This window comes from Embleya sp. NPDC020886, assembly GCF_044333915.1.
GTDB lineage: Bacteria > Actinomycetota > Actinomycetes > Streptomycetales > Streptomycetaceae > Embleya.
In genome coordinates this window covers 297,472-324,270 of the sequence record NZ_JBIRRX010000010.1, presented here as the reverse complement: position 1 = coordinate 324,270, position 26,799 = coordinate 297,472, and the positions used below count along the sequence as shown (strand labels likewise).

18 protein-coding genes are annotated in these 26,799 nt (G+C 70.1%); 5 read left to right on the top strand and 13 right to left on the bottom strand.

All coding sequences use genetic code 11. The features are described 5' to 3' along the window. Nucleotides 1–22 precede the first annotated feature (22 nt). Together ACH4U8_RS31620 and ACH4U8_RS31615 are read right to left on the bottom strand one after the other, a co-directional pair. The gene (locus ACH4U8_RS31620; RefSeq protein WP_395781766.1) at nucleotides 23–2,038 is read right to left on the bottom strand and encodes a hypothetical protein; all 2,016 of its coding nucleotides are present in this window, start codon (nucleotides 2,036–2,038) and stop codon (nucleotides 23–25) included. 210 nt (nucleotides 2,039–2,248) lie between these two features. Continuing rightward, a complete protein-coding gene (locus ACH4U8_RS31615) occupies nucleotides 2,249–2,452 on the bottom strand; it encodes a hypothetical protein (protein WP_360315477.1) in 204 nt (67 codons plus the stop codon). 488 nt (nucleotides 2,453–2,940) lie between these two features. On the opposite strand from ACH4U8_RS31615, the gene ACH4U8_RS31610 reads away from it, so the two are divergent. Further along, nucleotides 2,941–3,705, top strand: a complete 765-nt coding sequence (locus tag ACH4U8_RS31610; protein WP_360315479.1) for a ZIP family metal transporter — start codon at nucleotides 2,941–2,943, stop codon at nucleotides 3,703–3,705. 66 nt (nucleotides 3,706–3,771) lie between these two features. On the opposite strand, the gene ACH4U8_RS31605 is transcribed toward ACH4U8_RS31610, so the two are convergent. Together ACH4U8_RS31605 and ACH4U8_RS31600 are read right to left on the bottom strand one after the other, a co-directional pair. Continuing rightward, nucleotides 3,772–4,179 carry a VOC family protein gene (locus ACH4U8_RS31605; protein ID WP_360315481.1) on the bottom strand — a complete coding sequence of 136 codons (408 nt, stop codon included), beginning with the start codon at nucleotides 4,177–4,179 and terminating at the stop codon, nucleotides 3,772–3,774. After that, nucleotides 4,176–4,607, bottom strand: a complete 432-nt coding sequence (locus ACH4U8_RS31600; protein ID WP_360315483.1) for a DUF3995 domain-containing protein — start codon at nucleotides 4,605–4,607, stop codon at nucleotides 4,176–4,178. The genes ACH4U8_RS31605 and ACH4U8_RS31600 overlap by 4 nt, the downstream gene beginning before the upstream one ends. A 125-nt stretch (nucleotides 4,608–4,732) precedes the next feature. Here ACH4U8_RS31600 and ACH4U8_RS31595 point away from each other — a divergent pair, with 125 nt between their 5' ends. Beyond that, complete coding sequence (locus tag ACH4U8_RS31595) at nucleotides 4,733–5,263, top strand: hypothetical protein (protein WP_360315485.1); 531 nt, start codon at nucleotides 4,733–4,735, stop codon at nucleotides 5,261–5,263. Between the two features lie 159 nt (nucleotides 5,264–5,422). Here the strand turns inward: ACH4U8_RS31595 and ACH4U8_RS31590 are convergent, their stop codons facing one another. The 3 genes from ACH4U8_RS31590 to ACH4U8_RS31580 form a co-directional block, all read right to left on the bottom strand. Continuing rightward, nucleotides 5,423–6,343, bottom strand: a complete 921-nt coding sequence (locus ACH4U8_RS31590; RefSeq protein WP_360315487.1) for an anti-sigma factor RsbA family regulatory protein — start codon at nucleotides 6,341–6,343, stop codon at nucleotides 5,423–5,425. Beyond that, the gene (locus ACH4U8_RS31585) at nucleotides 6,340–6,681 is read right to left on the bottom strand and encodes an STAS domain-containing protein (RefSeq protein WP_395781764.1); all 342 of its coding nucleotides are present in this window, start codon (nucleotides 6,679–6,681) and stop codon (nucleotides 6,340–6,342) included. Before ACH4U8_RS31585 ends, ACH4U8_RS31590 begins: the two co-directional genes overlap by 4 nt. 64 nt (nucleotides 6,682–6,745) lie before the next feature. Continuing rightward, nucleotides 6,746–7,723, bottom strand: a complete 978-nt coding sequence (locus ACH4U8_RS31580; protein WP_360315491.1) for an aminoglycoside phosphotransferase family protein — start codon at nucleotides 7,721–7,723, stop codon at nucleotides 6,746–6,748. 378 nt (nucleotides 7,724–8,101) lie between these two features. On the opposite strand from ACH4U8_RS31580, the gene ACH4U8_RS31575 reads away from it, so the two are divergent. After that, nucleotides 8,102–8,938, top strand: a complete 837-nt coding sequence (locus ACH4U8_RS31575; RefSeq protein ID WP_360315634.1) for an undecaprenyl-diphosphate phosphatase — start codon at nucleotides 8,102–8,104, stop codon at nucleotides 8,936–8,938. Between the two features lie 148 nt (nucleotides 8,939–9,086). Here the strand turns inward: ACH4U8_RS31575 and ACH4U8_RS31570 are convergent, their stop codons facing one another. The 4 genes from ACH4U8_RS31570 to ACH4U8_RS31555 form a co-directional block, all read right to left on the bottom strand. Next, on the bottom strand, nucleotides 9,087–9,686 hold the full coding sequence (locus ACH4U8_RS31570) for a hypothetical protein (RefSeq protein ID WP_395781762.1): 600 nt from the start codon (nucleotides 9,684–9,686) through the stop codon (nucleotides 9,087–9,089). 194 nt (nucleotides 9,687–9,880) lie between these two features. Further along, complete coding sequence (locus tag ACH4U8_RS31565) at nucleotides 9,881–10,234, bottom strand: ATP-binding protein (RefSeq protein ID WP_355529903.1); 354 nt, start codon at nucleotides 10,232–10,234, stop codon at nucleotides 9,881–9,883. Between the two features lie 575 nt (nucleotides 10,235–10,809). Continuing rightward, nucleotides 10,810–11,451, bottom strand: a complete 642-nt coding sequence (locus ACH4U8_RS31560) for a hypothetical protein (RefSeq protein ID WP_395781760.1) — start codon at nucleotides 11,449–11,451, stop codon at nucleotides 10,810–10,812. Further along, nucleotides 11,448–12,242 (bottom strand): hypothetical protein, encoded by a 795-nt coding sequence (locus ACH4U8_RS31555; RefSeq protein WP_360315497.1) that lies wholly within the window; start codon nucleotides 12,240–12,242, stop codon nucleotides 11,448–11,450. The genes ACH4U8_RS31560 and ACH4U8_RS31555 overlap by 4 nt, the downstream gene beginning before the upstream one ends. A gap of 369 nt (nucleotides 12,243–12,611) precedes the next feature. Here ACH4U8_RS31555 and ACH4U8_RS31550 point away from each other — a divergent pair, with 369 nt between their 5' ends. Both ACH4U8_RS31550 and ACH4U8_RS31545 read left to right on the top strand, forming a co-directional pair. Further along, entirely contained in the window at nucleotides 12,612–13,430 is an 819-nt protein-coding gene (locus ACH4U8_RS31550; RefSeq protein WP_395781758.1) for a tyrosine-protein phosphatase, read from the top strand. Between the two features lie 145 nt (nucleotides 13,431–13,575). Next, nucleotides 13,576–14,367, top strand: a complete 792-nt coding sequence (locus ACH4U8_RS31545; protein ID WP_395781756.1) for a GNAT family N-acetyltransferase — start codon at nucleotides 13,576–13,578, stop codon at nucleotides 14,365–14,367. Between the two features lie 318 nt (nucleotides 14,368–14,685). Here ACH4U8_RS31545 and ACH4U8_RS31540 read toward each other — a convergent pair whose 3' ends face one another. Both ACH4U8_RS31540 and ACH4U8_RS31535 read right to left on the bottom strand, forming a co-directional pair. Further along, nucleotides 14,686–15,201, bottom strand: coding sequence for an SMI1/KNR4 family protein (locus ACH4U8_RS31540; protein WP_395781754.1), 516 nt, complete (start codon nucleotides 15,199–15,201; stop codon nucleotides 14,686–14,688). Then, nucleotides 15,179–26,776, bottom strand: coding sequence for a LamG-like jellyroll fold domain-containing protein (locus ACH4U8_RS31535; protein ID WP_395781752.1), 11,598 nt, complete (start codon nucleotides 26,774–26,776; stop codon nucleotides 15,179–15,181). The genes ACH4U8_RS31540 and ACH4U8_RS31535 overlap by 23 nt, the downstream gene beginning before the upstream one ends. Between the last annotated feature and the right edge of the window lie 23 nt (nucleotides 26,777–26,799).

Sequence of the window (26,799 nt, the reverse complement as noted above, 5' to 3'; positions counted from 1 at the left end):
CGAACGGGCGCCCGAACCGGGCCTATCCCGCAGGTGCCGTGCACGGCGCGCCGCCGCACACGTCCACGACCCGACCGGTGGCCAGGAATTCCGCCTTCTGTCGGCGGGCCACCGGCGAGTTGCGCGGGTCCGAGTGCGGATCACGCCCGTACTCGGGTCCGATCGGCGGCGTATTGCTCACCGGCGGCGCGGGCGACCCGCTGTCCCAGACCACCAGCGCGGACCCCCGGTAAGGCTCGCGCGGCAGCGGTCGAATCCCCCAGTAGGGATCCCGGTCGGGGTTGCGCCCGGGCGCGATCGCGGGCTCGTGGATGCGCGCCCCGATCGTGCGCGCCTCGGTCTCGGCGGTCACCGTGGAGACCTGGTGGTCGCCGAACGCGATCTGCATGAGCACCTGGTGGCGCGGTGTACGCGGCAGCGGACTGCGGTCCAGGCCGCTCGCGTAGCCGTTCGTCTCGCCCCGATCCCACAACATCTGGAACAGCGACAACACCACCTGCTGATCGAGCTTGTCCGGGAAACCGGCGTCCAGGATCCGTCCGTACGGCCCGAAGTCGGAGCTGCGGTTGAGCAGGACGCTGTAGTTCATCCCGGTCACCCCGAGCACACCACGCTTCGCGTCCTGGGACACCGCGAGCAGCGACCCGCCGAGAATGCCGCCCTGGCTGTTGCCGTCGTAGACCAGGCCCTTGGCGGTGTCGATCAACGGCCGCCCGTCGTCGGTCCGAAACGCCGGGTCGGCGCCGAAGCCCTGTTCGTGGATCATCCCCCGGCCCAGGAACAGCGCGTTCAGGAAGCCCTGTTGGGTGCGGTCCGGCACAGCGCCGAAGCTGCCCGGGTCGGCCAGGGCGCGGGCCACGGTGGGCAGGTCCTCGTCCGCCATGCCGATCCACTTGGTGGCACAGAAGGTGATGTCGTGCTCGGCGGCCATCGCCTTGACGTTCCCGCCGCCCACCTCGTTGTTGCTGCCGAGCAGGCCGTGTCCGTACAACGATGCCTGCGATGGCCGGTCGAACGCGACCCGCGGGATCTCGCAACGGAACTGCGCCGCCTGGGTGTTCCCGGGCAACTGTCGCGGCAGCCCGTCCCGGCCGAGGTTGAGGGTGGAACCGGTGGGACCGCCGGGGCGGTTCAGGTAGCTGGGTACGGTGACCGTGCCGGTGACCTCGCGGGCGATCCGCGAATCCTGCTCCGGAGTCGGGTTCTTCACTCCGGTCACGGTGAACTGCGGCGCCCGGTCCCCGAGTCGGCCGAACGCGTCGTCGCGCATTCGGAGCATGCCGGCGGTGAGGTTTCGCTCACTCGCGACGGTGAAGTCCCAGGCCAGGTACAGGTCGCGACGCTCGATGCCGGCGCGATCGAGGCGATCCAGCGCCGGGCGCAGTTGCGCCTGCCGAGCGGCCGATGGGTCGCGGCGCGGCAGGGTCCGGCCCGCGATCCGGGCGAAGGTCTCCGGCGCGGCGATCACCCGTCCGTCCGCGTCGCGCAGGTTGCGCAGGCCGACGACGTAGCGGTGGCCGGGGACGAAGTTCCTGGCCGGGTGCACCAATAACGCTCGGCGGGTCGGGTCCGTGGCGTTGGCGTCGAGTTCGGCCCAGTGGGGCCAGCGTTCGCCGGTCTCGGTGTCCACGATGACGATCGGCGCGTTCCGGGCGAGCGATGCGCCGACGTCGGTGACCGGCGCCGCGCCGCTGCGACCGAGGTCGACGCCGGGGATCCGGGTGATCAGCGTCGAGCCGGGCGAGAAGCCGTCGTTGCGGTTCCAGGCGTCGGGCGTGGCGCCGTGCGGCATCATCGCCGCCGTGAACGCGACCCGGCGTCCGGTGTCGGTGTGCCGATCGGCCTGCGTGTACCAGTTGTTCGGGAACGGCAGGAGACACGCGGCCGGGTCGATCGGATCGCAACCGGGTTCGCGGCCCGGGTGGTTCGGGTGCGCTTCCGCGGCGGGTGGGACCAGGAACGACAACGACAGGGCGGCCACGACGGCGACCACCGCGGCCGGCAGCCGGCGGCGGGGACGGTGCGCGGTTCGGCTCACTATTCCTCCAACTCCTACGGCGAGCGAGGGCTGTGCAGGAATATCCACCGACATCTTGCAGCGCTTGCGGCGCAAGGGGAACGGGGAGCGGAGGTGACGAGTGGGAATCGCGCACCCGGTCGGGAGCGCGAACGTTCCCCGTCACGGGGAGCCCGTGGCGGGGAACGCGATGGTGGGTGGATGTCGGATCGGGATCGGGCTGTCGGTCGGTCAGACCTTGGCGAGCGCGCCGGGGTCGACCGATACCTCGACCGTACGGAAGCCGCCGGCCACGCCGCGCAGCGTGAAGCACACGTCCGCACGGCCCATCGTGGTGCGCACGACCACTCCCGGTGCGCCTACCGGGACGGTCTGCTTGGTGAAGCCGCCGAGTGACTGCTTCGCCGTGACCTTGTCGCCTACCTTCATATTCATCGTTCCGTTCTCCCCGTTGCGTACCTGCATGGGTCGCCCACACGCCGCGCGCCTTACCGGGTCGCCGAAGTCGCGCGGCGGCGGGATGTCACGGAGTACGGCTCGCCTGGGACCCGGCCATCGGCATGCGTGCCGGGCGGGGTCGTAGCGGCAGCCGGCACCAGAATACGGCGGACGTCGCGCCTTGGCGCCTGAATATCGGGTCGAGACACCTGGGTTTCATGGTGGAAGTCCCGTTTGTCGCCGAGCGTGGACGGCCCGGGTACGGTGCGTGTGCGATCGCCGCTTTCGCGGCGTACGGGTGATCGACTCGGCTCGATGGCAACCGACTTGCCGTCGCCCGCGGTCATCGCACCGGCGTGCGCCGGGCGCGGTGCGGAGGCTCACTCGTACGGCGCAGCCACCGGCGCGTTCGCCCATCCGCCGGCCGACGATTGATCGATGACGCCGTCGCGAATGCAGCCGCCGGGTTCCGGGCAGCCACGGGCATGACCGCCGTACTGGTCGCCGCCGGCGCCTTCTTGATGACCCTGCTCGGCGGTTGGGTGGCGCAGCGCATCGGCGATCGCCGACACCTCGTCCTGGGCTTCGCCGCCGGGCTGATGCTCGGTGTGGTCGCCTTCGACCTGTTGCCCGAGGCGCTGGCCGCGGCCGGCGAACGGCTGGCCGGCGTGCCCGAGGCGTTGTTGATGTTCGTCCTCGGCTTCCTGGTCCTGCACGTGATCGAGCGCTCGGTGGCGATCCACCGGGGGCACGAGGGCGAGTACGCGCCACACGCACACCAGCACGCCCCGACCGTGGGCGCGGACGGACGGGCCAAGGGCATCGGCCTGACCGCCGCCGCCGCGCTGGTGGGGCACAGCGTGATGGACGGCTTCGCGATCGGCGCGGCCTTCCAGGCCGGTACGACGGTGGGCACCACGGTGGCGATCGCGGTGGTGGCGCACGACTTCGCGGACGGCTTCAACACCTACACGGTCACCCGCCTGTACGGCAACGACCGCCGCCGGGCGCTGGCCCTGCTGGGGGCGGACGCCCTGGCGCCGGTGACGGGCGCGGCCATCACGCTCGCCTTCACCATCCCGGAACACGCCCTCGGCCTCTACCTGGGCTTCTTCGCGGGCTTCCTGCTCTACCTCGCCACCGCCGACATCCTCCCCGAAGCGCACAGCCCACACCCCTCGGGCTCGACCCTGCTGTGCACGATCGCGGGCGTGGGCTTCCTGTGGTGGGCGATCTGGCTGGCGCAGTAGCCGGGGCGTCCTGCGGGGCCGGTGGCGCCGGCGTGTTCGTGCCGGGCCGGTGGCGCGGGCCGTCGTTCAGCGCGACAGCGGGCCGGTGCGCTCGATCAGGTCCCAGCGATTGCCGTAGAGGTCGCGGAAGACCGCGACGACGCCGTACTTCTCCTGCCGCGGCGGCTCCTCGAAGATCACGCCGGCGGCGAGCATCCGGGCGTGCTCCCGGGCGAAGTCGTCGGTGTACAGGAACAGTCCGACCCGCCCACCGGTCTGATCCCCCACCCGGGAGCGCTGCTCCTCGTCCACGGCCCGGGCCAGCAGCACCGCCGCCTCGTTCGGCCCCGTGCCCGGCGGCGCGACCACGACCCACCGCTTGCCGTCCTCCATCGGGGTGTCCTCGCGCAGGTCGAACCCGAGGGCGCCGGTGTAGAACGCGATGGCCTCGTCGTAGTCCCGCACCACCACCGCCACCAGCCCGAGCCGATTCATCGCCCACTCCCGCCGGCCGCAACCGCCGAACCGGCCGCGAGCGCGAGGCACAGCGGTGAGTAGGCCACCCGGTCCAATCGGCGAAAGCGCACCGAGGACGATCCCGGCGACGCGAGATCGGTGCGCCCGGCCAGGCCGAGCACCCCACGCAGACCCAGTACGCCGGCCACCCCGAACGCCCCGAGCCGAGCCACCGCCGGCCGACTCCTCGGTCGGCCCGCGACCAACAGCGCCGCCGCGCCCAGCGCCCCCGCGACGGCGAAGCACGCCGCCGGCCCGGGCACGCTCCCCCGTCCGACCACCGCGTCCGACAACGACTCCCGATCGGGCAGCGGCCACGACGACCCCAGCCCCCACGCCACATGCAGCCCGGCGAGCGCGGTCAGACTCCCCGCCGACATCCGCGCGGCAACACCCTCGATCGTCATGCGCCCCAAGCTACCCGGCGCCACCCACACCCCTCGGCCACGGGTCGGCGCCCGGCTCGTCGCGCCGGATTCCGCTGTGGGCGGACCTCCTTGCCTTCGAGCCACATCGGCGTAAGTTGAATTACATGATTACAACGAAGCAGGAAGCAGTCCGAGGCTGGTTCACCGGACGCCTCCCCGAGGCACTGTTCACCGCGCTCGTCGACGTGATCGTCGATCGCGAGGAGATCACCGTGATCGGTCGCATCCCCGAGCCGGATCTCGCCGACGACGTCTCCACCGACGAACGCGACGCGGCGCGGGACGGCCGGATCGCCGAATTCCGCGAACGTACCCGCGAGGACCGGATGGCCGTGGCCCGCGAGGCCGAGCGTCGCTTCGGCCGCAAGGTCTCCTGGGGCGTGGAATGCGGCGGCACCCGGGCCCTGTACACCACGGTCTCCGTGCCGGTGATGACCCGGCTGCGCCAGCCCGAACGCCAGGTCCTGGACACCCTGGTCGCCGGCGGCGTCGCCCGCAGCCGCAGCGACGCGCTGGCCTGGTGCGTACGCCTCGTGCAACGCAACACCGACACCTGGCTCACCGACCTGCGCGAGTCCCTGGAAACCGTCGAACGCATCCGCACCCAGGGCCCCGACACCACCCCCGCCGAGTAACGCCGGGCACCCACACGAGGGCGGCGCCACCGGGCCGTCCGGTGCCGCCGCCCTCGGTTCGTCGCGATCCGGCGGGCGAGGCCGGTGCACGAAGCCCGGCCCGGCGGCGGGCGAGGCGCCTCCCCGCCGCTCCCACCGAGACCAGCCGGGGCCGGATGCCTAGCGCGCCAGCCGCAACCGGACCGTCGTGCCCGTTGCCTCCGTCGAGCGGATTTGCACGAGGTCGCAGATCTGGTTGGCCATCCACAACCCGCGGCCGCCGTCCTGCTCGGGCGTGGGGCGGTGGCGGCCGGCGAGCGGGTCGACGATGTGACCGGCGTCGCGGATCTCGCAGACGAACGAGGCGCCCTCGGTCCAGACCGCGACCGTGCCGCGGCCACCGCCGTGCACGATGCTGTTGCCCGCGATCTCGCTCACCGCCAGGATCGCGTGGTTGACCTGCGCCCGCGACGCGTCGGCCATGGCGCGGCGGACCAGCGAGCGCACCTCGGCCAGTTCGCCGGAGCGGAACGCCAGGCGGTCGGCGTGCCGGGGCACCGCCGGCAGCTCCGGGCCGATCAGGGTCGCGGCGAAGTCCGTCGCGGCGAGCTGTATCCCGTCCCGCTCGACCGCACCGGTCAGCACCCGCGGATGCGACTGCCGTACGCCGTCGATCACTTCCCGGTCGAGTGCGGAGACGTCGTACGGACACAGGAGCTGCCAGGCCAGGTCGTCGAACGCGAGGTTGAGCAGCGCCTCGTGGTGTCGGCACTCGACGATCTCCTGGGCGGACCGGCCGGCCCAGATCGGCTCGCCGATGCCGCGGAACACGCGGGCCCCGTTGCGCTCCGTCCAGTCCTGCCAGACCGGGATGATCCGGGCCGGATTGCGGCCCACCCGCTCCATGTCGATCCAGGCCACCCGGTCGGCGTCCGCGCCCAGTTCGTCGCGCAGCGCGCCGGCCCGCGGTTCGATCACCGCGACGCCGACCGCCTCGTCGGCGGCCAGGCCGGCCCGGACGAAGTCGGCGGTGCGCTCGACGAACTCTTCGATGCCCGCGTAGAGCAAGGCGTCGTGCCGGAACATCGTCGCCGTCGTCATCGGGTCTTCACCTTCTCCAATACCAAACCCGGGACCCGGTCCCATCCGGCGAGCCGAACGAGCACACACAGTTCCTCGGACGCACGATGCACGACCAGGCGCCTCCCCGGCTGGATCCGCACCGCGGCCTCGACCAACGTACGTATGCCGGCGACGTCGATGAAGCGCAGCGAAGACACGTCCACGTAGAAATCACCGGTGCCGCCGGCGGTCTGCTCGACCAGGGCCGAACGCACGTGCGCACAGTTGTCCAGGTCGACCTCGCCGAGCAGGCGCACGCCCGGTGGCGGCCAGGTCCGCTCCACCCGGAGCACACCGTCCGCATAGTCGACACCCATGCTCGTCCCTCCCACCCGCCGATCGTCGTGAGCAAGCTACCCAACACCGCCCGTCCGACACCGCTCACCTCAGACGTCGCCGCAACCACAGCAGTGCACCGTGTGCCTGGGCCCGTTGGAACGGACGCAGCGTCGGCAGCCCGGGCGGGGCGGGCCGCAGGCAGCTCGCGGCGAAGAATCCGGCGGCGGCGGCCAGTACGGCGGTGATCCGGTCCGGGTCCACCCCTCGGGCCGCCAGGTGGGCCTCGATCAGGTCGACGGCCGGCTCGCCGTTGTGCATGATCACGCTCGGCGCCATCAGGACCACGTCGAACCACGCGGCGCCGCGGACCGCCCACGGCCAATCGACGAACACCACCCGGTCCGGGGTGAGCAGAATGTTGTCCGCCCGCAGGTCGCAGTGCACGAGCGCGGTTCCCTCGGCGGCGCTCGGCCAGTGCGCCTCGTGCGCGGCGAGCCGGTCCAGGTGGGCACGCGTCCACGGCCCGAACGACTCGGGGTCCACGCCGCGTGTCCAGGCCCCGAAGGTGCGGCCGAACGCGTCGACCACCGGGGGTACCTCGACGGGGGACGGATCCAGCGCGGCGGTGAGTTCGCGCTGGGCGGTCAGGACACGTTCGAGGTCCTCGGGGCGCCACGGCTGGGCCGGGGTGTGCCCGTCGACGTCCTCGAACGCCAACGCGACCCAGCCGTCCAGGTCGACCTCGGCGAGCAGGCGCGGTACGGGGACGGCGGCCGGCAGCGCGGCGGTGATCCGGGCCTCGGCGCGGTGCAGATCGGGGGCGTCGGGGTTGGCCTCGGCCCCGACGGCCTTGACGAACGCGCGCCGGCCGTCCGCGAGTTCGACGCGGGCGGCGACGCCGGGGGAGAATCCGCCGCGCTGGGTCACGGCGCGGGTGACCGGGGCGCCGAGCCGTGCCTCGACGGCGGCCCGCAGTCCGGCCGGCGCGGCCTCCCAGGCCATCCGGACGCCGGCGGCCTCGGGAGGCGACGACGCGGTCGGCGGGGTGGACGGGGTCTCGACAGCGCCCTGATCGCTCATGCCACCAGGATTTCGATCGCACCCACTCCCGGGCAAACCCTTATCAGCGCCCACCATCCCTGCCCGCCACCCCTGCCCACCGCCGGGCATCACGCGCCTCGGGGCCGATGCTCGACCTCCGACCGGCGCGGCACCGGGCCGACGTTATCGACGATCGGCGCGCGGGCCGGCGCCCGGCGTCGGGCGACGAGCCGGTACGCGGTGACGCGCCGGCGGGGGCGCACCCGGCCCACCAGGCAGGGGATTCGTATCGGCGGTTCGGCCGTTACCGTTCCGTCCAACTTCGGCCATGTGATGTCCACCTGACGCACCGTGGACCGCCGCTACCGTTGCCGGCATGATCCGCATCCCTCTTTCGTCCCTCGGAGTCGTCCGGTGATCGGTTGGTTCGAGGCCGTTGTACTCGGCTTGGTCCAGGGGCTCACCGAGTTCCTGCCGATCTCCTCCAGCGCGCATCTGCGCATCGTGTCGGCGTTCGCCGGCTGGGAGGACCCGGGCTCGGCGTTCACCGCCGTGACCCAGATCGGGACGGAGACCGCCGTCCTGATCTATTTCCGCAAGGACATCGGCAACATCATCGGCACCTGGGTGAAGTCGCTGTACACCCCGTCCCTGCGCGGTGAACTCGACGCGCGCATGGGCTGGTACATCATCGTCGGCACGTTGCCGATCGGGGTCCTGGGCCTGGTGTTCCAGGACACCATCGAGACCACGTTCCGCGACCTGCGGCTGATCGGCACGACGCTGATCGTGTTCGGTCTGATCCTGCTGGTCGCGGACCGGATGGCGCTGAACAACCGGGGGATGGACAAGCTCAACGGCAAGGAGTCGTTGATCTACGGCTTCGCACAGTCGCTCGCGCTCATCCCCGGCGTCTCGCGTTCGGGCGGTACGGTCACGGCGGGTCTGCTGATGGGCTACCGGCGCGAGGTTGCGGCGCGCTACTCGTTCCTGCTGGCCATTCCGGCCGTGCTGGCCTCGGGTGGCCTGGAGTTGTTCAAGATCGGCGAGGGTCCGGCACCGGCGTGGGGGCCGACGATCCTGGCCACCGTGGTCGCGTTCGTGGTCGGCTACGCGGCGATCGCGTGGTTCCTGAAGTACATCAGCACGCACAGCTTCACGGTGTTCGTCGCCTACCGGGTGGCGCTGGGCCTGGTCGTCCTGGGCCTGGTGATCTTCGGCGTGCTGGAGCCGACGGCGGGCGCGACCGAATAACCGCCCACCCACCTTCGGCCGTCGGCGCCGCCCGACCCGAACCCGTTCCGCCGGTCCGACGCCCGGGCTCGCCGCGTATCCGCCTGCGGCGAGCCCGGGCGTCGGGGCGTTCGCCGGACTCGGATGCGCGGATCGCCCTCCGCCGCTCTCACTCGTCGCCGAGCATGGCGAAGGCGAAGGCCAGACGACGGTCCACCCAGGGAACCAGGACACGGACCGGTAGCCGGCGGCCGTCCGTGGTCATCACGAGTTCGCCGGCGGCCTTCCAGCCCAGCACACGTGGGCGGACCGGGCCGAGTGAACCGTCGGGGCCGGAGAGCAGGGTGTCGAAGGTGAGGCTGAGCGCGGTGTCCGCCGTGTGCGCGGCCAACCTGCGTGGATCGCTCGTGGTGAAGAGGTTGCGGCCGACGATCTCGGGCCGGCCGGGTTGGTCGATCCGCCACGTGTGCTTGAGCGGCCGACGGGCGGGCGGGATCCGGCGAATGGTGCCGACCGGTTCGCCGTCGGCGGCCCGGACCCGGTCGTGGCGTACGCCGTCGATCGTCTCGGCGGCGTCCACAGTGCAGAGCAGGTCGCCGTCCGGCAGGTGGAGCGAGCGGCGGTCGTCGCCGGCGAACGCACACGGGGTGAAGAAGGCGCCCGACCCACCGCCCCGGAGGACGCGGATGCCGACCTTCGTATCGAGCGCGGACTTCGCGGCGGCGCGTGCGGGGGACGAGGCGAGCGGGCCGTAGGTGAACGCGCTCACGCTCCGCCAGTCGGTCGGGTCGACCCTCGTCGGCGCGTCCGCGTCGGGTGTCGCGTCACCCGGTGTCGTCGGGGGTCGCACCGCATCGGGTTGCCCCCTGCGCCTGCCGAACACCATCCGAGCCCCGTCCTCCCGCGTCACGACACGTCGATGGGCGCTGTGCGCCGGTACGCGTCCGACCGTATCGGGAGCGCTCAGTCCTCCTCGAAGCCGGCACACACCGCCTTGCGGCCACTGCTGCGCAGCTCCACCTTGAACCGCTGGGTGAGCGCGGCGACCACGAGCAGGCCGCGGCCGGCCTCGGCGTCCTCCAGTACCTCGACGGGAGAGGGCAACGAGCACGGCAGACAGTCGAGTACCTCCACCCACAACACCCGGCCGTGCAACGACGCGGAGACCTCGTAGTCGCCGTAGTCGCCGGCGTGTTCGACGGCGTTCGAGGCCAGCTCGGAGGTGACGCGGACCGGGTCGTCGGATTCGAAGCCGACCCGCTCGCAGAAACGCCGCACATGCGCGCGGGCGGCGGAGACGGTCTGCGGTTTCGACACGAGTCGCACAGTCGAGCGCGTTCTGGACACGGTGGTGGCCACGTCTCCCCCTCCGGTCGGTCGGGCTGCCGAGAGCACCGTGATCGAATACACCCTGGAAACGGGCCCGAACTGCGATTATCGGTCGCCGAACGTCCGCGATCCGGTAGGAACCGCGGCAAGATCGGTGAACCACTTGGAAGTTACCGAATCCGAGCGCCTTCCGGGCGGATCGCTTGGCAAAGAAAACCGCGATTCGGATCGGACAACCCGCACGTATCACGTCAACCGGCCATCGGCGCCCGGCAGTTCACCGAATCCGCAGGTCACGGCCACCTTACCGACGATACGACGGAAGCGGGCGGTGGCGGAGCGGTGGCGAAATCACGGAATGGGTCGGGCGTGCCGGGCAGGCGTGAATGGGCGTGGAACGGCGCGCGTCGGGCGAGGCGATGGGCGCGTCTGGGGCGTGCGGATCCACTCTGCGGAGTGATGGTGCCCAGGTGGCGGGCGCGGCGGGTGGGTGCGGCGGGGTTGCGGGCGCGGCGGGTGGTCGTGCCCCGCAGGTCCGGAAAGGGCCTGCGGGGCACGATCGGTCAGAACCGGACCGACCGCTCGATCGACTCGATCTCGGCGAACCGTTCGGTGGCGCTGCTCGGGGCCGAGGACAACATGTAGATCGGTACCGCCCCGGTGTCGATCACGGTGACCCGCAGCCGGAACGGCGCCACCTTCTTGTCCTCGGGCGCGCACTCGATGTCCATCAACCACGCGTTGCGGCCGTCGAGTCGGGCCGCCTCGCTGGAGCGGACCGAGTCCTGGGCCTTGGCCGGGTAGATCAGTTCGAGCTGGGTCCGGCCCACGGTCTCGGCCATCTCCGGCATCGAGCGCGGTTTGGCCACGTACACCTTGGTGTCCACCACGCCGACCATGAACGTCCCGAGCGGGTTCTTCGGGTCGGCGGTGGGCTTGGCGGTGGGGTCGGTGGCCTTGGGATCGACCGTGGAGGCGACCGAGGAGTACAGGCCGACCACGGTGTCCGGTGGCTTGGCGTACCAGCCCTGGGGCAGCACGTACGACACGTGCGCCTTGGGGTCGCGGATCTCGCCGGGCCGGGCCGGCTGCGTGGGCGACGGCGTCGCGGACGGCTCGGCCTTGGCATCCCCGTCGTCGGCCGGGCCGCACGCGCCGACGGCTATCAGTGCGGCCACGGTCACCCCGAGCGCCGCCCGCCTCATCCCTCGACCTCCACGTCGCCCGCCTCGACCGCCGCGCGGTAGGCCGCCTCGACCTCGCTCCGGTCCGCGCCCTCGCGGTCCAGCAGGTGCGCGTACAGCAGGCGCGAGCCGTCGATGCCCGAGTCGAGCGCCCGCCGGATGTGCTCACGCGCGGCGTGCAACCGACCCGCGTCGAGTTCGGCGTCGCCGAGGTCGACCAGCGCGTCCTCCTGGCCCGCCTCGACCGCCCGGGTCAGCCACGCGATGCCGTCCTCGATCGCGTCGCCGTTGAGCAGCAGCCGGCCGAGGTTGGCCATCGCGAACTCGTCGCCCGCCTCGGCCGGCGGACGCAGCAGCGCCTCCGCCTCCGCGTCGCGGTCGAAGTCCTGGAGGAAGGCGGCGAAGTCGTTCGGCGCGTCGGGGTCACCGGCTTCGAGCGCGGAGGTGTACCAGCGCTCGGCCGCCTCGGGCTCGTCCAGCGCGTCCGCCAGCAGGTTGGCGATCGGCAGCGCCCACTGCGTCTCGCCGAGCCGATGCCGATCGATCAGCAGATCGACGGCGGCGTCCGCCCGGCCGGTGACCTCCAGCAGCTCGCTGAGCGCGTCCACCGCCTCGGCGTCCCCCTCCGCCAACGCCTCCCGCAGGATCGCCTCGGCGGTCTCGTCACCTCCCGCGAACATCAGCTCGCCGGCCTTGCGCCGAGCCTCGGGCACGCCGGAATCGGCGGCGTCGAGGTAGAGCTTGACGGCGGCATCCATGCGTCCCTCGCGCATAGCTTGGTCGGCCTGGGCGAGGTGGTCAATGCCGGACATGGTCCTGCTTTCGGATCGCGGGGTGTGGACCCACGAGCCTGCCACATCCCACACCGTTCCCCGCGCCTGCCACGAGTCGAGTCGGGGGTGCGCGGAGCCCACGAACGCAAGGTGCTGAACGGAAGCAACAGGAGCCCGGAACGAAAACCGAGCGGCTCGGGGCAGCGGCCGGAGATCGCGCAGCCCGGCCGAACGGCGGGCAGAGGTCGCGCGGGCGCCGAACAGGGGCGGGCGGCAGTGGCGTGGGCGCCGGGCAGGCGCCGATGGAAGTTGCGGGCGCGCAGCGTGGAAGGTGGGCGGAGGTTGCCTCGGTGCTGGGCGGGTGCACGGGGCGGGGCGTCGATCGGTAGGTCGACATAGGATCATGCGATGAACCAACCGACGCGACGCCACGTCGACTTCGCCCGCCTGCACAACTTCCGCGACATGGGCGGATACCGGACCGCCGACGGCCGCACGGTGCGTTGGGGCGCGCTGTACCGCTCCGACTCGCTCGGCAAGCTCGAAGGCGCGGACTGGGAGACGTTCCTGGCGATCGGGGTCCGCACGGTGATCGACCTGCGCTACCCCCAGGAGATCGCGTACCGAGGTCGTGTCCCGGCCCACGAGTCGTTGACCTACCACAACCTCAGCATCGAGCACCGCCCGTACAACCAGCCCGACTTGGCCGAGGACGTACTGCCCGGCCCGTACCTGGCGGCCAGGTTCGCCGAGGTCGCCGAGGACGGCGTGCGTGAGATCCGCGAGGCGCTCGCGGTGATCGCGGCGGCCGAATCCGCGCCGGTGGTCTTCCACTGCGCCTCCGGCAAGGACCGCACCGGCCTGATCGCCGCTCTGGTCCTGGCCCTGCTCGGCGTCCCCGACGAGGACATCGTCGCCGACTTCGCGCTGACCGAGCTGGCCACGGCCCGGTTGCTCGCCGACTGGCAGGCCGAACACGACGGCGCGACGCCCCGCTGGCCGGCCTTCGGCCGCGCACCGGCGGAGGTGATGGAGCTGTTCCTGGCGGACCTGGCGAAGACGTACGGCTCCCTGCACACGTACGTCACCGACCATCTCGGCTTCACCGAAGCCGAGATCGAAGCCCTCCGCGAGGCCCTCCTCGAATCGGCCGACGCCCCTACCGGCCCGGTTGTCGGGGGCGCTCCGGTCACCTCCGACACCCTGGGCGCACCCGTCACCCCGTGACCCGGTAGCCGCGCGGCTGCGTCTGCCGCGCGGCCCGGCGCTCCCCCGGGCCCTCCTCGGGCGCGCAGCCCACAGCCGCAGTCGGGCGCGCCGCGCAGCCGAAAATGTCTGCCCCGGTCCCGGCCCGATGTGGTGGGGTGGCCGGATGAACGTGACCTCCCTGGGCTTCCGCACCGACCTGATGTTGCTCACCCTCCAGGGCAGCCACATCGAGGAACGTGACGGCTACCTCGTCGTCCGGACCCCGGCCAACCCCACCTTCCACTGGGGCAACTTCCTTCTCCTGGCCGCGCCCCCCGCTCCCGGCACGGCCGCCGCCTGGATCGACACCTTCCGGCGCGAATTCCCCGACGCGACCCACGTCGCGCTCGGCGTCGACGGCACGACCGGCGCGGCCGGCGACCCGACCGACCTGGCCGCCGCCGGCCTGGCCGCCGAGCGCAGCACCGTCCTGACCGCGACGACCCTGAACGCGCCCCCGCGACCCAACACCACCGCGACCTTCCGCATGGCCGAATCCGACGACGACTGGGCCCAGGCCGTGGCCCTCACCGAGGCCACCAACCCCGGCTACGCCCCGGCCGCCTACCGCGAATTCGCCACCCACCGCCTGGCCGGCTTCCGCAACCTCCAGGCCCGCGGCCACGGAGCCTGGTTCGGCGCCTTCGAAGACAACCGACTCCGCGCCGGTCTGGGCCTGTTCACCGACGGCCACGGCCTCGCCCGCTACCAAACCGTCACCACCCACCCGGCCCACCGCAACCAGGGCCTCGCCACCACCCTGGTCCACACCGCAGCCCGACACGCCCAATCCCACTGGTCGGCCGAAACCCTGGTAATCGTCGCCGACCCCACCTACCTCGCCATCAACCTCTACCGCGCTCTCGCCTTCACCGACACCGAATCCCAAGTCCAACTCAGCGCTGACGCAACCTGACCCGCAAGCCACGCCAAATGCCCACATGCGGGCACTACATCGCCATGACAGGCATCAAGTCCCACCCGGGACAGCCATATCGCCAAGTTTCGCGATCACCCCGGCGTTGCTCCGAGACCACGGCTATCCGAGACCGACTGCGGGACGAGCGCAGCGCCATCGACATCTCCCGGCAGATTCTTCGCAGGCGCCCTCACCGTGCCGCCGACCACATCAGGCCTGCGACTCAAGGCCGTCCGGGCCGTTCGTGGCGGCTGACGCCGTGGGCGGCCGGCTGCGGATCCCCACAGGGACGTCGTGCTCCGGGTGGCCGGAAGATCACACCACGCGGCCCACCAATTCATAGGACGGTTCTTCCAGGACCGACTCGTGGAAGAAATAGACGTCTCCGGTCAGGGCTCCGGATAGAAATTCCTCAAAACCCATCTGATAATCGACCCACGTGCTGTCCCAGTCGACGAGAACCGACCACCCACCGATCTTCATATGAGCCCTGGATCTCAAGAAAACCTGATTCCCAAAGGGCGTGTGTCCGATCGGGAAGATTCCTCCCGCTGCCGGGAAGATCCGATACGGCACAAGTGACGGTTCAGTGCGTTCATACATGGAGGAAGTGGTTCTGATTTTCCGCCGTAGACTGAGACTGTCGTCCGCTTCGGGCGCCCGCGGATGAAAAAGTGTCAAGGTGTCACTGATCACACACGGGCCGTACGCTGATATAAACTTTTTGTAGTCGAGCGGAAGGTCGACTCCGAATTCGTTTTCGAAATCCCTCCAGTCGAAATCGACATCATGGTTCAATTGCGGTTCGCTAAGGATGCGTGAGAGCTCCACCTGATGTCCTTTGCGTACAGTCGTATCCGCCTTGCGGTCGGTTGTACACCGTGCAATTCAATGCATACCCACCACTGCCGTAAGCTACCATCCTGATCCGATCCGGCACCCCGGCGTGTCGCGTTGGGTCTCCGTAGATCGGTAGAACTCCAACGGATACCACCTGCCCCCCGGTTGCGGCGTTCTGAATGTCCCGCTCAAGGCCTGACATATCGGGGCTATTGGCCGGATTTTGATATCCGGCCACGAAATTCCGGAGCGTGTAACGCGCACCACCGGCATTATCCGCGATGAGGTGGAGAGCCGCCCGGTTGTCTGCGGGCAAGGTCGTGTAGCCCGCCGGTTTCCACTTCGGGTCCCGGCGAGTCAGGCCGGTTCGCACGTCGTCCCCATCAATTATGGCGACTGCCCCGGTCGCTCGACAGTCTTCATCATCGGGGCCGAATTTTGTCATGGGCGCATAGAAGTATCCCGCCTCCTTGGAAGGGAGATCACGCTGACATTTATTTCCGGTTCGCCGTCGATTGATATCGGCACCGGAATCACCGAACCCCATGTCGGTGTCGATTCCCTCTTCAGGGAAGAAGGCTTTCAGCATCTCCAGCGAGTGCTCATCCTGTGCCACCTGGTCCGGATCGTATACCGGGTTTGGCTGCGAATTGGTGGCGCTCTGAAGCGTGTCGAAGGTCCGGGTGCCGTCCAGGAGACCCTTGATGATGGAGACCATCGGATCCGTAATGGGCGTGGCGGTAGTCGGCGGGCGGTTCTTCGGGGCGGTGGGACGGTGTGGGGGCTTGGGCTTGGGCTTGATCGGGGGTTTGCCGGTGGGGCCCTTGCCTGGGCCCTTGGTGTTTCCGCCTCGGCATCCGATGACACAGCGGCCGCCGGGGCCGCCGGTTCCCGGGCCGGCACCGGGGCCACCGGTTCCCGGGCCGGTGCCGGAGCCGCCGCTGGATCCGCAGGCGCCATACGTGCGGCAGGCCCAGGCGTTCAGGTCGCCGGCGCGAGTGCCCGCCGCGGCCGAACTGGCGGCCGTGTTGTTCGCAGTCGTCGAGCGGGTCAACCACCAAGTGGACAGCACGGCAACCCCGGTGACGGTTCCGCCGCCGCTGCCGGTCCAGGAATTCCACTTGTTCTTGAGGCTGGATCCGGCGCTCTTTGCTCCGGACCACGCTCCCGAAACGGCGCCGGAGAGGGATTGGCCGAGAGCGCCGCAACTCCTACGACATTGGTCGGCAAGGGTCGTACCTGCCCACGCGACCAGCATGCTGAGCGCGATCGCCTCCACCACACAACCGTCGATGCAGTGCCCACTCGGGTCCGTGTTCCCCAGCGGGTTGCCGCCCCCGTAGGCGTAGCGGTTTGCGTTGCCGGAAGGGCTCGGGGCGAGGGTCCAGGTGTCTCGGGAGTCGAAGCCGCCGCTTGCCGGGTCGTACCAGCGGCTGGCCATGTTGACCTGGCCGGTGGTGGGGTCGGTCCAGGCGCCTTGGTAGCCGAGGCCGGGGCGGGCACCGGTTTGGCTGGTGACCTGGCCGAAGGGGTCGTACGTGGTGGAGGTGGTGCGGTCGAGGGTGGTGGGGTCGAGGGCGGCGGTGACGTCGCCGTGTTGGTCGGTGACGGCGAGGGTGGCGGTGGTGCCGTTGCCGGTGGCGATCAGGTCGCCGCCGGCGGCTCGGGTGAACTTGGTGCCGCCGTCGGCGACGAGGTTGTTGGTCGTGCCGTCATAGGCGAAGCCGGCTTGGCCGTCGCGGGTGATCATCCGGCCCTGGGCGTCGTAGCCGTAGGAGGCGCTGTCCTGGGCGAGTTGCTCGAACGCGTCGAACTGCATCGACTTCGTCAGACCCGGAACGGTGATCGTGGAGCGGGTACCGCGCGGAGTGTAGGCGTAGGCGGTGTCCCCCGCGGTGAGCAGCCGGTTGCGCTCGTCGTAGGTGGCGGTCTTGGCGCCGGCGCCGGTGCGGTTGCCCGCGGCGTCCCAGGTGTAAGGAGTGACGGTGGTGCCGTCGTTCCACTGGGTCAGGCGACCGGCAAGGTCGTAGGCATAGGTGTTGTTGCGACCGCCCGTGGCTGATTCGTCCTTGCCGGTCATCCGGTCGTCGGTGTCGTAGGTGTACGACGTGGACAATTTCGACACGTCGTCGTGGCCGACCACTTCGTCGTTCGTCAGTCGCCCCAGGTCGTCGTAGGTGAACCGACGATCGGGTTGCGCGATCGAGCGCGCCGCCGCCCTGTTCGCCGACGGCCACTCGATGACGGGCCAGTGATCCCAGAACGTCTCGCCGGCCACGTTGCCGGAGCCGTCGTAGCCGAACTCCACGGTGTACCCGGTCTGTGGGTCGGAGGCGAGGTAGGGCTGCCCTTGGCGGTTGTAGGCGAAGCGCGCGGTGCCTGCCGCATCGGTGCGCTCGGCGAGTTGCCCCTCCGCATCCCACGTGTACTGCGCGTTGCCCGAGCTGCCGGCAGCGGTCAACTGCAGGCCGCGGTCGTTGTAGGTGTAGGTGTTCGTGGACCTGGGCGCCACCGCGCCGAAGGTTTGTGCCTTGGTCAGCCGCCCGGAGTCGTCGTAGGCGAACACGCGCCTGTCCGTGACGGCTTCGGCGCCGGTGCCGGTCTGCTCGACCAACCGGCCCAGGTGGTCGTACGTGTTGTTCGAGCGCACGCCGCCCGGCGCCGATTGGCCCGTGGCCTGGCCCACCGCGTCGTACGTCGTGGTCCAGGTCCGGTCCGCGGGATTCGGATGGGCCGTGGTGGCGGGTTCGATCACACTCTCCGGCTGATCCCACGCCGTATGGGTGTAGACCGTGGAGTTGCCCTTGCCGTCCGTGAAGCGCGTTCGGTTGCCCATCGCGTCGTACCCAAAGGACGAGACGATGGAATCCGTCGCATTGACCTTCTCGGTCTGCCGGAGCAGGCGGCCGGCGGCGTCGTACACCGCGTCGGTCCTGCCACCGCCGGGCTTCGACGTCGAGACCTGGTTGCCGTTGGCGTCGTAGGCGAGGGACGACGCACGCAGCGAGACTTCACCGAGAGCGGAGCCGTTGTACCGCATGACGATGTCTTGGACCGCGTCCACTCGGCCCAGGGGGCTGTACACCCACCGGTTGCCTCGGCCCTGTCCGTCATAGGTCCGAACCAGGCGCCCCACTCCGTCGTAGTCGGTGACCATCTCGGCGACATCGCCCCAGCGGCGCGTGGGTTGGCCCGCCAGGTTGTACTCCTGGCGTATCTCGCGCCCTGTCGGCGACTTGGTCGACACCGGTCGGCCCGCGTCGTCGTAGGTCATCGTGGTGGTGAAGTTGTTCGCCGTCGGGAAGCGTTCGACCTGGGTGCTGGTGAGTTGGCGGCCCAGTTGGTCGTAGGTCGCCTCGGTGCGGGCGCCGTCGGGGTCGACGGAGGACAACCGGCGGCCGTTGGCGTCGTAGGTGTAGTGCCAGGTGGCGGGCTTCGGGGGTGCGTCCGCGAAGGGCAGGTTCAGCAGCGGGCCGCCGTCGGTCCCCGAGATCGCCAACGCGCTCTGTTGGACCGGCGCTTCAGGGGCCGTCTTCTCGACAATGTTGCCCATCCGGTCGTAGCGCACCTTGCCGGTCCGGCCGAGAGCATCGGTCGACTCCACGACGCGTCCGGCCTTGTCGTAGCGGACCTGTGTGGTGGCGGTGATCGGCTGGGTCGCGCCCGGCGGCGTGTACGGAGGCAGCGTGGTAGCGGTGGTGCGTCCGGCCCGGTCGGTCACGCTCGACGTGACGCGGCCGTTCGCATCGCGGGACACCACCGGTTCACCGAACGCGTTGTAGCCCACGGTCGTGGTCGGCCGGGTGTTGGTCGGCGCGGCGCCGCCCACCGTCACCTCGACGGTCGGGGACGCGGTGGAGACCTCGCGGCCCAGTACGTCGTACGTGTGCGTGACGGCGTACGTACTCGGCGTCGAGCCCGCCGCGTTGCCGTTCGGCGAGACCTCCTCCAGCACCAGGCCGCGCTGATCGCGCCGCACGGTGTCGACCAGTACGTCGTCCACGCGCGGAGTGCCGGTCTCGTTGTGGGCGGTCCGGCGCACGACGCGACCCGCCTTGTCGTACACGAAGTCGGTGGCCTCGGGCGTGGTGATGCCCGCGCCGGTGCGCTGCGTACGAGCGACGAAGCCGGCCGGGTCGTACGCCGTGGAGCTTTCCCGGTTCAGGCCCCCGGGGTCGAGCACGGTCCGCACCGGTCGGTTCTGCGTGTCGTAGGTGAAATCGGTGATCGTCGTGCCGCCGGTGATGCTGCGCGCCACGTTGCCCGCGCCGTCGTAGCTCAGCCGCTCCAGCACGATGTCCCGGGGGCCGTCCTCCGGCCGGTTCACGCCTCGGGCGATGGTCTCGGCCTTGGTGTCGTCGTCGTAATAGGTGTACGACGTCGTCGCGCCCATCGCGTCGGTGACCGAGGCCAGTCGGCCTGCGGGGTCGTAGGCACGGGACTCCACGACCAGATCGCGCGGAGTGCCGGACGGGTCGCCGTCCCAGCCGATCAGCACGGTTTCGGCGGGCAGCCCGCCCGGGGTGTAGGTGTAGTGGATCTCACCGCCGACCGGGTCGATGGTGGAGGCCAGGCGCCCGAAGGCGTCGTAGCCGGTACGCGTCACCCCGCCTTCCGGGTCGGTCGCGGTTTCCAGTCGACCCTTGGTGTCGTAGGTGTAGGTGCTGGTCCGGGTCGTGTCACCGCCGGTCAAGTCGGCGGTCGATTCCTCGACCACACGCCCGTCGACGTCGTAGACGGTGCTGCCGCGAAGTGTGTGGGTGACACCGGTGATTTCGTTGCGTACACCCGGCCCGGTCGCGGTCGTCGGCCGCGAGGCGTGGTCGTAGGTCGTCGTCGTGGTCACGCCCGCCGGCACGCTGTCCGAGACCTCGGTGGTGGTGATCTTGCGGCCGAGCCCGTCGTGGGTCTGTCGGGTGATCAGGCCGACCGGGTCGGTGGTGGCCGCGAGGTCGCCGTTGGCGTAGTACGCGAACGTCGTTACCCGGTCGCCGGGTTGCGTGGTCGAGGCGAGCAGGCCGGCGGGTACCGTGCCCCCACCGATCGCCGGTTCGGTCCCGGTGGTGTAGGCCCGCTGGGTGGTCGAACCGTCCGGTCGGGTCTCGCCGCTGGGGTGGCCGGTGGTGGTGTACGCGTACGTGGTCTTGTACGTGTTGTCACCGACCTCCGCGGAACGTGGGTCGCGCACCGCGATCAGTTGGTCGTTGCGCGGGTCGAGCGGGTTGTCCTTGTTCAGATAGAACTCCTGATAACCCGTCCAGCACTGGGTCGTGGTCCGGCACGTGGTGCGGGATATCTCGTTGCCGCGCGCATCGTGGCCGCTGATCACCGAGTTGCCGTTGGCATCGGTGACGGTGTGCCGGAAGCCGCCGCTGTCGTAGCCGTAGGTCGTGGTCGCACCCTCGACGTCGGTGACACTGAGCGCTCGACCGCGGAACAGGTCGTAGGTACGCCGTTCCTGACGGTTGTTCGGGTCGGTGACCGTGGTCGTGGTGGTGAGCGCGGCGCCTTCGGCGGCGTTGCCGCTCGCATAGTGGCGGGCGATCGTGTCGGCGCTGAGCGCCTGGTGATGGATCGCGACCTCGTCGATCGCGCCCTTGAAGTAGCCGCGCACGTCGGTCGGTTTGGCGGGCCAGGCGAGGTTGTTGATCGGTCCGGCGCCGATGGTGATGTACGGGTCCACCACGACGGCGGTCGCGTCCAACGGCGCCCCCACCAGGTTTCCGTCGAGATAGAGCCGCTGTGTCTTCCCCGGGACGTCCACGCTGAGCGCGGCATGGTGCCAGCGCCCGTCGAGCACCGACTCGGTAGAAGTGATCGGTGCCGCGGTGCCGTTCCAGATCTCACCCCGCAATTGGCCGTCGGTGCCGACGTAGAGCATCGGCGTGGCCGGTGTGTCGACCCCCGAGTACGGCATGTCCTGCGTGGAGTAGCCCATCAGCACACCGGGGCCCTCGGCCTGGAACCACAGCTCGGTGGTGAACTGCGTGACAGCGGTCAATTGATCCTTGGGCATTCGGATGTGCGACGACGTGCCGTCGAAGCCGGCCGCGCGGTCGCCGGTGGCGCCGAACGCACCCTCGACCGCCTGCCGGACGTTCCAGGAACCGGCCGCGTCGGTGGCCGGTCCCGGTACCAGGTCGATCGGCGCCGTACCGCTGTCGCTCTCCGTCAGCGGCCAGTATCCCGTCGGACCGGCCGCGAGAACCGCCTTGCGGTAGTCGGGCGCGAGCCCGTCGGCCGCATCGGCGTGGGCGGCGACGGTGGCCGCGTCCAGGGTCTTGCGGTAGACGGCGACCTCGTCGATCCATCCCTCGAAGTACCCGGATCCGGCCGGTGCTTTCTCGTAGCCCGAGGTGGTACCCGCACCCACGAAGCTGCGCAGGCTCTTCTCGTGGAACACCGCGCCGCTGATCGTGCCTGCCACGACGCCGTCGAGGTAGAGCGTCTGCACGACGCCGTCGGTGGTGAGCACGACATGGTGCCATCGGCTGTCGTCGACGGATGTTTCGGTGACGATCTGCGGCAACGCCGTACCACTGGTGGTGAAGAACTTGGCGCGCAACTTCCCGTCGGTATCGACGTAGAGCGCCGGCGTGTAGGTCGTCTGCGATTCCCCGATGCCGGCCGACTGGTAGCCGAAGATCACACCCGGCTTCGACGTTTCGAAGGACATCTCGATGGTGGCCTGGGACGATCCGTGCACCATTCCCTGCGGCAACTCGATATAGGAGCTCGTGCCGTTGAACTCTGCGGAACCTTCGTCGAAGGTCGCGCCGTAGGGGCTACCGCTCGTGGCGAACGCCCGCGCCGCCCCGTTCGTGGCCCTCGCTCCCTGCTGCGAGGTGACCTCCGAGCCGGAGGTCTCGTTCAGCCGGTAGTACGACCATGGCCCCGAGGAGGCCACCGCCGCACGATAGGCGGGTGCGCTGTTCGGTACCACCGCCCCGCGCGCCGCAAAGTGCTCCGTCACCGCGGCGGCGTCGATCGCCCGGTCGTAGACCGCCACTTCGTCCATCGACCCGTCGAAGCGGCCGACCGTGCCGGGGGCCTCCGCCCATCCGCTGACGAATCCGGCGCCCAGGTACACCCGGCTCGAACTCTCGTGGTTGATGGCGCCGTTGATGCTGCCTGCCTTGGCGCCGTCCAGGTAGAGCAACTGCACGCTGCCGTCGGCCGTCAACACCGCGTGGTGCCAGCGGCTGTCGGTGACCGATTGGGCCGAGGCGACCGGTGCTGCCCACGCGGCATCCGCCTGCATGAACTTGCCGCGCAGCTTGCCGTTGGTGTCGATGTAGAGCGCGGGAGTATACGTACCGCCGACCCCGGCCGGATCGTCGATCGCATTGGACTGGTGTCCGACCAGCACCCCCGGCTTGTCGGTCCTGAACCACAGCTCGATGGACAGCCGAGGGTTGTTCCGCAGCAGATTCTGTGGCAACTCGACGTGGGACGTGGTCCCGTTGAACTCGGCCGCCGTGTCGTCCCCGCCCGCGAACGCACCCGCCCGACCCGGGATCACCTCGTGGTAGGTACCTGCTCCGGCGCTGCCGAAGGCGTTGTTCGCGCCGGTCCCGCCCTGTTCACCGAGGCGGTAGTAGGCGACCGGTGCGGACGCGGTGATCGCGCTCGCGTAGGCGGCGGAGGAGGCGGTGTAGGTCGGTGGGGCCACCTTCCAGGCGCCGCCGTTGGCGTCGGTGACCTGCGTGACGCGGTCGGTGCGGGCGTCGTAGGTCACCTCCGCGTGCGTCCGCCCGGACGGCAACGTGACCTTGGTGAGTTGGTTGGCCACGCCGCGTGCGGCGTAGTGCTCGGCCACACCGGTGGCGCCCAACGGGCGTTCGTAGAGCGCGACATCATCGATCGAGCCATTGAAATAGCCGATCGCTCCGGGCGATTGCGGGACACCCTGGGCGAAGCCCGCACCGACGAGCGTGTTGTTGCCGGCCGGGTGGTAGACCTCGCCCGAGAGCGTGCCCACGACCTGACCGTCCAGGTGGAGCGTCTGCGCCGTCCCCGCCGCGGACAGCACCACATGGTGCCATTGGTCGTCGGTGACGATGCCGGCGGACGTGATCGGATCCGGGGTGGCACCGCGCGTGAGGAAGCGACCGCGCAGCTTGCCGTTGGCGTCGATGTAGAGAGCGGGGTTGAACTCTCCACCCACGCCCGCCGGATCGTCGAGCGCACGGGCCTGCTGACTGAACAGCACCCCGGCCCCGGTCGTCTTGAACCACATCTCGACGCTGAGGAACGTGGACTTGCCCACGATGTCGGTTGGTAGTCGCACGGACGACGACGTGCCGTTGAATCCGGCGGCCCGGTCCGGGGAGCCGGCGAGCGCGCCGGCTTGACCGAGTGTCACGTTGCGGTATTCGGCGCCCTCGCGCGCGGCGGCGGTGGGCACGCTGTCGGCCGCGTTGCTCGTCGGGCCGGTATCGCCGAGCCGCCAGTACGAGCGCGGACCGGCGTCCATCACGACGGAGCGGTAGTGCGATCCGGTCGTGTAGTCGTAGCGTGTGCACGGCGCCGTCGGCCCGGTACCACCGGGGACCGGCGGGCACACGCTGGTCAGTCGGTCGCCGTCGTAGCCATACGTCCACACCGGGCCCGGGGTGGTGGCGTCGATCGGGTTCGTGCCGGCCTGGGTGACGTGTGCGCCGGTCCAGGTGAAGCCGAGATAGCGGCCCGAGGTCACGTCCGTGGCCCGGGCGATCCGACCGTCGGGACCATAGGTGATCTGCTGGGTACGGCCGGCGTAGTCGGCGACGGAGATCAGTCGGCCGGCGGCGTCGAAGGTCTGTCTGGTGCCGGACTTGTCGGCCAGTTGCCAGCCGCCGCCCGATACCGCGGTGAAGGTGGCGAAGCCGCCTGACGGTGCGGCGTAACTGCCGTCGGCGTTGCGCCCGAAGCGCATCTGACCGCCAGTGGCGAGCACCACGACCACGTTGCCCGAGCCGTCGTTGTCGGGGATCGCGCGCATGTCCCAGCGCGAGGCCCAGCCGGCGCCGAACGCGGTGTCGGTGCGCGGGTCGAGCGAGTTGTACGTACGCGAGACCGTCAGGTCGGGGCCGACCGCGCTCACCGAGGCGTCTGTGGCGGCCGTAGTGTAGTTGCCGACCTGTTCGTTGAACTCCCTGCCCGCCGCACCGGCCGCGAGCCGGCTGGTGATCGCCGGCTGCGGGACCTGGGTGGAGAACACCGCCTGCCGCGCGAATGTGCCGTCCGCGCCGCCGGAATCACCGACCGTGCCGTACCAGGAGTAGGTCTTGCCCCAGGTCAGATTCCATTCCTTCGGCACCGTCCACGGCGAACTCGGTTGCCAATCCGAAGTGTGGCAGTCCTTGCGGGTGTTCGCACCGTCGACTTCGCAGACCTCGAACTTGTAGCGCAGCGGCTGGTTCACCGGCCAGGCGTCCCGGTCGTGCCCGGTCACGTGCAACATCGGGGTCAGCGTCGAGAACGTGTACCCGCTCGGCGGCCAGGCCGTGTCGACGGCCGGCGGCCGGTTGGGGATGGTGAACACGGCCGGGTTCGGGCGCAGCGAGGCGTCGGTGCCGTCACCGATGTACGCGTACCAGGCATAGGTTCCGCCCTTGGCCAGGTTCCAACTCGTGGGCACCGTGAACGAGGCCGGCGTCTGCCACAGGGAGGACTGGCAGTTCTTGCGGTAGTCCTGTGCCTCGACCACGCAGACCTCGAAGCGATAGTCGAGCGAGGGTCGCGGCCAGTTGTCGGGGTCGTTGCCCGCGACCGTGAACGTCGGCGTCGTGCTGTCGGACTCGTAGCCGTTCCCGGGAGTCATCGAGGTGATGACGGGCCACTTGTTGCTGGTGCCCAGGGCCATCGGCAGTGGTGGAACGCCCAATTGGGAGAACTTGGGGATGTTGCTGCCGTCCATGTCCCATGCGAGAGTGTACGTCCCCGGGGGGAGCTTGGCGATGGTGGCGTCGAGCGTCACCGATTGGCCCGGCGGCACGTCGTTGGGCAGTTGGGTCCAGGCCACGGTGTTCAGTTCGGTGCCGCTCGCGTTGAACAGCCGGTAGTGCAGCGAGTGGATGCCCTTGGTCCAACCCACGGCGCCGTTGTTGGTGACGGTGACACTCGCGATGCCGTCCTGAGTGGCCGTCACCTCACGCACCAGGCTGTTGAACCGGTACGCGGCCCGGAAGGGCGTGTAGTCGATGTCGAGCTTGACGCCGCCGTTGGGCGCGGTGTCGAACTTCTTCCAGGTCTTCGGGTCGCCCTGGGCGGTGCGTACGGTCAGACCGTTGTTCGCGGCGCCGGTGACCCAGCCCTGGATCAGATCACGACCGCCGGTGCCGAGGTCGACGACGCCCCAGCCGTCGTTGCAGCCGTCCGACTCGTTGCCCAGGGCGAACGACGCCGAACCCAGCGCGGGTCCGTAGGAGGGACCCGGCCACCGCACCGAACTCGGATTCCAGGAACCGGTGTTGCCGTGCACGGTGACCGTACGCGGTGCCTGGCAGTCCCAGGAGTGAACGTTCCACATAGCGAGTCGGGCGCCGGTGATCGTGTTGTTCTGCAACTGGGCCGAAACCGCAGAGGTGTTGAGCAGGATCGCGGCGTTGGCGCAGCCGCTGTCGCAGTTGTACCCCAGGCGATACACGTCCGTCTGGAAGAAGTTGCGGCCCTGGACGATACTCACCGAGTTCGAGGCCGGCGTCACCGCGACCGTAGGGTCGACCTTGACCGGGTACACCCGTCCGGGTGCGTCGAGCCAGGCGCGGTCGAGCTTGACCCGCAACACCTGCGTCCTGTCGGCCCGCACGACGAGTTCGTAGGTCACGCCGCCCGACGTGGCGCCCTCGCCCGAGGCCGGATCGACTGCGGAGTCCATCATCCAGCCGTGCGGGATCATCGCCTGGACCGCGCCGGTGACATCGGTCAACGCCACGTTGCCACTCGCGTCCAGGCTCGCGGTGAGCCCGGCCAGATGCAACGGGAAGTCCCAGGTATCCGGTGCGGAAGGCGAGTTCAGGAGGATCGTCTCCTTGATCTCGCCGTCGCCCGCCTTGAGGTTGACGTCCGATTGAGGGCGCGCACCGGTGAAGGTGATGCTGTCCGACGCGGTCTTGCCGACGCTGGGAGTCGCGCCGTCGAGGCCGAAGCCGACGCTGGTCCCGTTCCCCGTATGCAGCGTCGCCAGCCGGGTCGCGTCCGCCTTCGTGGCCACGTCGACGGGGTTGGCGGCGGCCCGCGTGCGCCACCAGTCAGGGTCGGTCGCACTGCCGCCCATCGGCGCGAGGGTGTCGTCGACTTTGGCCCACGTCCCGTCCGGCAGACGGTAGTTGACCGGGTCTTCGGAGACCTTGAGGGTGCGACTGCCGTCGGAGTTCTCGTAGACGCTGGTGTGCGAGTCGCGTTCGGTCGGCAGTTCTCGGCTCGTCTGCTCGTCGAAGGATGAGCCGCCTGCGGCCTTCGGGGCGGGCGGAGCGGCGGCTGCGAGACTGGTGCCATCGGCCTGGGGCGCCGACCGGATCTGCTGGGTGCCGGCGCCCGCGAGCGGTCGCTCGGGCGTCGACTCGATTGGGGTGGGTACCAACGGCCCTTGTTCGGGCCCCAGTT

Coding starts and splice junctions, on each gene's coding strand:
- ACH4U8_RS31615 (WP_360315477.1), bottom strand. CDS start 2,452: ATGAATATGAAGGTAGGCGACAAGGTCACGGCGAAGCAGTCACTCGGC.
- ACH4U8_RS31610 (WP_360315479.1), top strand. CDS start 2,941: ATGACCGCCGTACTGGTCGCCGCCGGCGCCTTCTTGATGACCCTGCTC.
- ACH4U8_RS31605 (WP_360315481.1), bottom strand. CDS start 4,179: ATGAATCGGCTCGGGCTGGTGGCGGTGGTGGTGCGGGACTACGACGAG.
- ACH4U8_RS31600 (WP_360315483.1), bottom strand. CDS start 4,607: ATGACGATCGAGGGTGTTGCCGCGCGGATGTCGGCGGGGAGTCTGACC.
- ACH4U8_RS31595 (WP_360315485.1), top strand. CDS start 4,733: ATGATTACAACGAAGCAGGAAGCAGTCCGAGGCTGGTTCACCGGACGC.
- ACH4U8_RS31590 (WP_360315487.1), bottom strand. CDS start 6,343: ATGACGACGGCGACGATGTTCCGGCACGACGCCTTGCTCTACGCGGGC.
- ACH4U8_RS31585 (WP_395781764.1), bottom strand. CDS start 6,681: ATGGGTGTCGACTATGCGGACGGTGTGCTCCGGGTGGAGCGGACCTGG.
- ACH4U8_RS31580 (WP_360315491.1), bottom strand. CDS start 7,723: ATGAGCGATCAGGGCGCTGTCGAGACCCCGTCCACCCCGCCGACCGCG.
- ACH4U8_RS31560 (WP_395781760.1), bottom strand. CDS start 11,451: ATGAGGCGGGCGGCGCTCGGGGTGACCGTGGCCGCACTGATAGCCGTC.
- ACH4U8_RS31555 (WP_360315497.1), bottom strand. CDS start 12,242: ATGTCCGGCATTGACCACCTCGCCCAGGCCGACCAAGCTATGCGCGAG.
- ACH4U8_RS31550 (WP_395781758.1), top strand. CDS start 12,612: ATGAACCAACCGACGCGACGCCACGTCGACTTCGCCCGCCTGCACAAC.
- ACH4U8_RS31545 (WP_395781756.1), top strand. CDS start 13,576: ATGAACGTGACCTCCCTGGGCTTCCGCACCGACCTGATGTTGCTCACC.